This is a genomic window from Vibrio sp. 2304 (genome assembly GCF_033339475.1).
Taxonomy (GTDB): domain Bacteria; phylum Pseudomonadota; class Gammaproteobacteria; order Enterobacterales; family Vibrionaceae; genus Vibrio; species Vibrio alginolyticus.
Genome location: NZ_JAWOUQ010000149.1, coordinates 1 through 512 on the forward strand (window position 1 = coordinate 1; position 512 = coordinate 512).

Sequence of the window (512 nt, forward strand, 5' to 3'; positions counted from 1 at the left end):
TCGGGTTCATATACTGGAAGTCAAAGCGCAGCTGGTTGACCGCCCCAAGACGCAGCGCGGGGATGGTGACCTCCGATTTGCCGTCCAGCAGCCCCTGCAGCACCGGCAGGCGCAGGATCAGTTTGTTCACGTCCTGGGAGCTGTTAAGGCTGAACGACTGCAGGAACTGGTCGTTGAGGCTGATATCCATCCGCGAGCTGTCCTTCACCGGCGGCATGGTGTAGCGGTATTTCAGATCCATATCGATGCCGTTGGCCCGCAGCAGATAGAGATCCGGCGGCAGGTTAAGCGCCACGGTGATGGCATCCGGCACCAGGCCGCTGGACTGCAGCTGTTGCTCATAGGTTTTCAGCTCAGCGAAGGTGACCGAGCGGTCGGTGCGCACCCAGTTCGGCGCGTCGTAAGGCTGACGCGGCTGCAGGGTTTTGATGCCGTCCACGGTGACGCTGCTGCCGCGGAACAGAATATTGCCCTGAGCAATCCCCTTCGCCGCCAGCAGCAGGTCGTTATCA

At 60.9% G+C, this 512-nt stretch carries 1 protein-coding gene; it reads right to left on the reverse strand.

All coding sequences use genetic code 11. The annotated features are described in order from the left end of the window. A partial coding sequence (locus tag R7P64_RS24730) for a cellulose biosynthesis cyclic di-GMP-binding regulatory protein BcsB (RefSeq protein WP_318124287.1) occupies positions 1-512 on the reverse strand: 512 nt, incomplete at both ends.